Here is a 4388-nt window from a genome sequence, read left to right on the forward strand (position 1 = left end):
GTGGAGGGGGTTGTCGAGGGGGTTGTCGAGGGAACAGATTGTTCGATATTGCGAACGTTGTGCGTAACTTCGGCCAGAAGGTAAAGCTGAGGCAGGAGGGGCGTCAATGGATGCGACACGATTGATGTCGACGGATCGCCCGGAATAGATCACCGAGGCGGACCGGTTGGCGTTTGCATGGCGAATCAGAACCTGGGTCGATACGGCATCTGGAGCAGAGGACTGCGGGCGGAGGATCCCGCTCGACGTGGTGAACTCACCGAAGCGGCAGCCGAGTTGGAGGAGCTCGGCTTCGGCGCGATCTGGCTCGGCGGCAGCACGTCGGTCGGGCACGCCGTGCCCCTGGTCGAGGCCACGTCCCGGATCACCGTCGCCACCGGCATCCAGAGCATCTGGCAGCACGAGGCCGCCGACACGGCCTCCCGGTTCGCCGAGCTGGACGCCTCCCACCCCGGCCGCTTCCTGCTCGGCCTGGGCGTGAGCCACGCGAAGCTCGCGGAGCAGTATAGGCGCCCGTACGCCGCGATGGTCGACTACCTGGACGCCCTGGACGCGGCCGGGGTCCCCGCCAACCGCCGGGTGCTGGCCGCGCTGGGCCCGAAGATGCTCCGCCTCTCCCGCGACCGGGCGGCCGGCTCGCACCCGTACCTGGTGACGCCGGAACACACGGCACAGGCCCGCGAGGCGCTGGGCACGGGCCCGCTCCTGGCCCCCGAGCTGAAGGTGATCCTGGAGCCCGACGCCGACCGCGCCCGGACGATCGCCCGGGCCCACCTCGCGTTCTACCTGACCCTCCCGAACTACACGAACACCTTCCTCCGCCTCGGCTTCACCGAGGCGGAGCTGGAGGACGGGGGCAGCGACCGCCTGATCGACGCGGTGTACGCGTGGGGCGAGGACGAGCGGATCCGGGCGCGGGTGGACGAGTTCCACGCGGCGGGAGCGGACCACGTGGCGCTGCAGGTACTGGACGGGCGGGAGGGCGACGCCCTGCCGAGGAAGGAGTGGGCGCGGTTGGCCGGGGTGGTGGGGACGCTCCGGGCTACGGACTGAGGGCGGCCCCCACGGCGCGGACGAACACGTCCCCGATCAGGTTGTTGTCCTCGGGGACGAGCCCCGGGTGGTACGACTCGAAGACGACCGTCGACTCGTCCCCGCTCAGCGCCGCGTCGCCCACCGTGACGGGCTTGCCGTCCTGCCCTGGGGACAGCAACTGTTCCTCCCCGGTGCACAGATCGCGCAGGATCAGCCCGAGGGAGGTACGGTTCGCGTCCGCCGTGTTGAGCAGCAGCTTGGAGCCGTCGACGGACAGGTCGGACAGCAGCGTGAGGTCGGTGGGGGCGTGGCCGTCGTACCGCTGGAGCTTGCCGGTCCGCAGGTCGCGGACGAAGGCGTTCACGCCGTTGTTGGTGTCGCCGTCAGGGACGAGGTTGTCGGCCGCCGAGTTGAAGCCGACCTTGGAGCCGTCGCCGCTGAGCACGGGAGCGAAGGACGAGGTACTGGCGGGCGTCCCGTCGGGGGTGGCGTCGGCGTGCACGGTACGCCCGCTGCGCCGGTCGTAGACCAGGATGTCGCCCTGATCGCCGGTGCCGGGCCCGGTGTACCCCTCCAGGTAGGCGACCTTGCGCCCGTTCGCGCTCATCGCGATCTGCTCGCACCGGTAGTAGGTCTTGGAGCCGTCGGACTCCCGGCTGACCCGCCGCACCTCCTGCGTCTTCCGGTCCAGCAGCATGACCCGGCAGGGGAACGAGCCCTGCGGCTCGGCGGCGTACCGGGCGACGAAGGCGACGTACCGCCCGTCGGCGCTGACCGGCGCGATGCCGTACGACAGCTGGTAGCCGTCGACCGTCGCGGGCGTCAGACGCTCGATGGTGCCGGTGCTCAGATCCATGAGGTGGACGGAGGAGGTGGCGGTCGCCGTCGAGTAGGACCCGAAGGTCAAGTACCGCCCGGACTCGGACAGTTGTGGCGTGGAGGTGGTCTCCCCCGGCACGACCACGCGTTGCAGCGGCTCCCCGGGCCCCGTCCGGTAGTAGACGCTGTTGCGCACATCGGTCGTCGGCCCCAGGTTGGTCGCGGACGATACGAAGGCCACGACACGCCCGTCGGCGCTGACGACCGGGTCGGTGGAGTGCCCGTTGCCGCCGGTGACGCCGTCCGGGGCCACACTGATCCGCTGGGTGGTCGGCACGACGCTCGGCGACTCGTCCTGGGCGACGGCGGACGCGGACGACACGGACGTCACGCCCACAGCCACCAGAACGGCACCGACGGCATGCGCCAGCACACGTAACACAGGTCTCTTCACTGGTTCCCCCTTCAACAGGAGCACGATGAAAGCGCGCTCCCGGCGAAGGGTCAATGCTTTGAACTACCTTGCGGGGGTGGACCTTTTCGCAGCTTCCTGGGCAGCGTTGCGCGCGGCGGTGGCCGACCTCGCGGACAAGGACTTCGAACAGCCGTCGGGCTGCGCGGGCTGGCTGGTGAGGGACCTCGTCTGCCACCTCATCATCGACGCGCAGGACGTCCTGATCACGCTGGCCACCCCCGCCGGCACCGCGCCCCTGACGGCCGACGCGACGACGTACTGGCAGGTCACGAACGACCCTCCGACCGGCGAGGACCCCCTCGCCGCCCTGACGGTCCGCCTGGCGGCGGCGTACGAGGACCCGGCCCTCCTCAAGTTCCACCTGGACGACGTGGGCGCGGCGGCGGGCCGAGCGGCCGGACTCGCCGACCCCACGGCCCGGGTGACCACCCAGGGCCAGGTCCTCACGGTCGCCGACTACCTCACGGCGTACGTCCTGGAATGGACCCTCCACCACCTGGACCTGACGGCCCACCTGCCGACGGTCCCCGGCCCGTCCTCGGAAAGCCTGGCCCACTCCCGCGCGGCACTGGAACGGATCGCCGGAGCGGCGTTCCCCGCGTCCTTCACCGACGAGGACGTGCTACTGATCGGTGCGGGGCGCCGGGCACCGACGGACGGGCAGCGTGCCGAACTGGGCTCGCTGGCCGGGAGATTGCCGCTTATGCTCGGCTGACCGGCGCCCTCCGCCCAACCGGCCAACCCGCCCGAGCCTGCCCGGAGGTACGCGTGAACGGCTCGGCATGTGCCGAGCCGTTCACGCATACCGAGGGACGAGTGTCCTCGTCCGACCCTCGCCGGTCAGCCTCCGACGTACCAGGTGAAACCGCCGTTGGACGCGGCCACGGCGATCAGCACCGCGAAGATGATCAGGTCCACGACCCCGAGGACGATGCCGGCCTTGGCCAAGCCGCCGCCGCCCTTCACCCCCGCCTGCCGCAGGCCGACCGCACCCAGCACGATGGCCAGTGGCCCGAGGATCACGTTGAAGAAGAAGATTCCGATGATTCCGCAGACAAGGCTGGCGATGGCCAGACCGTTGGTGCGCGATCCGGAAGTGGCGGAAGGATTGCCGTAACTCGTCATCACATTCCCCTGATGTAGGCGTACTTGATGATGGAGCTCCACTTCTCGGCGCACTTTCGCGCCCTGTGCTTTCCGCAGATCCGAGTGCCCCCGGACATCGGCTCTACTCCACAAAGCCTCCGTATGCCGGAGGTTCAGCGTCGAAGAGGGTCACGACCGTACGCTGCCGGAGTGGTTCTTCCGACGGTCAATGAGGTACGCGCGCTGCACGAGAAATACGCGCCGTCGCACGAGGCGCTGGACCTCGTTCTCACCCACTGCGAAATCGTCTGCGGCATCGCCGCACAGCTTGCGGCACGAAGTGCCCACCCTCTCGACGCCGACCTCGTCCGTGTCGGCGCCCTGCTCCACGACATCGGCGTCTACCGGCTCTACGACCGAGCCGGTCGGCTCGATCACCGCAACTACATCCGCCATGGCGTCCTCGGCTACGAGATCCTCCGCGAGGAGGGCTTCCCGGAGCCCCTGCGCCGCTTCTGCTCCTGTCACACGGGAGTCGGTCTCACCCGGCACGACATCCGCGAACAGAAGCTCGCCATACCCGAGGCCGACTACCTGGCCGAGACCATCGAAGAGCAACTGGTCATGTACGCGGACAAGTTCCACAGCAAGACGACACCCCCTACGTTCCTCACCGCCGACTCCTATGCGGCACAGCTGGAGAGGTACGGGGCGGACAAGGTCCACGCGTTCGGCCTTCTGCGAGCCCGGTTCGGCGAACCCGACCTGACCTCGGCCAGGGCGCGGTACGGCCACGCGCAGGCATGAGGTCGGCAGCGCCGCACCAGATGTCATGCCAGGGCGACTTCACACCAGACAGTCTTGGTGTACGCGTCTCCACAGGTCGTTCCCCAGTGGGTGGACAGGGCCTCTACGAGGAAGAGGCCTCGGCCGGAGTCCAGGTCGGGGGACGGTGGGGTGAGCATGCCGGGGG

At 69.3% G+C, this 4388-nt stretch carries 5 protein-coding genes and 1 pseudogene; 3 read left to right on the plus strand and 3 right to left on the minus strand.

The features are described from left to right. The first annotated feature begins 177 nt into the window (after positions 1-177). Positions 178-1053 (plus strand): LLM class F420-dependent oxidoreductase, encoded by an 876-nt coding sequence (locus P1P70_RS41335; RefSeq protein WP_319247147.1) that lies wholly within the window; start codon positions 178-180, stop codon positions 1051-1053. On the opposite strand, the gene P1P70_RS41340 is transcribed toward P1P70_RS41335, so the two are convergent. Continuing rightward, positions 1043-2308 (minus strand): hypothetical protein, encoded by a 1266-nt coding sequence (locus P1P70_RS41340; protein WP_319247149.1) that lies wholly within the window; start codon positions 2306-2308, stop codon positions 1043-1045. The genes P1P70_RS41335 and P1P70_RS41340 overlap by 11 nt on opposite strands. Positions 2309-2384: 76 nt before the next feature. On the opposite strand from P1P70_RS41340, the gene P1P70_RS41345 reads away from it, so the two are divergent. Next, positions 2385-3044: a maleylpyruvate isomerase N-terminal domain-containing protein gene (locus P1P70_RS41345; protein WP_319247151.1), complete on the plus strand. Its 660-nt coding sequence runs from the start codon at positions 2385-2387 to the stop codon at positions 3042-3044. Between the two features lie 125 nt (positions 3045-3169). On the opposite strand, the gene P1P70_RS41350 is transcribed toward P1P70_RS41345, so the two are convergent. Then, a complete protein-coding gene (locus P1P70_RS41350; protein ID WP_319247153.1) occupies positions 3170-3454 on the minus strand; it encodes a DUF4190 domain-containing protein in 285 nt (94 codons plus the stop codon). A gap of 171 nt (positions 3455-3625) precedes the next feature. On the opposite strand from P1P70_RS41350, the gene P1P70_RS41355 reads away from it, so the two are divergent. After that, entirely contained in the window at positions 3626-4222 is a 597-nt protein-coding gene (locus P1P70_RS41355) for an HD domain-containing protein (RefSeq protein WP_319247154.1), read from the plus strand. A gap of 23 nt (positions 4223-4245) precedes the next feature. On the opposite strand, the pseudogene P1P70_RS41360 reads toward P1P70_RS41355, so the two are convergent. Beyond that, positions 4246-4388, minus strand: a pseudogene (locus P1P70_RS41360) (ATP-binding protein); the annotation flags it as partial.

This window comes from Streptomyces sp. MB09-02B, from assembly GCF_033794485.1.
Classification (GTDB): domain Bacteria; phylum Actinomycetota; class Actinomycetes; order Streptomycetales; family Streptomycetaceae; genus Streptomyces.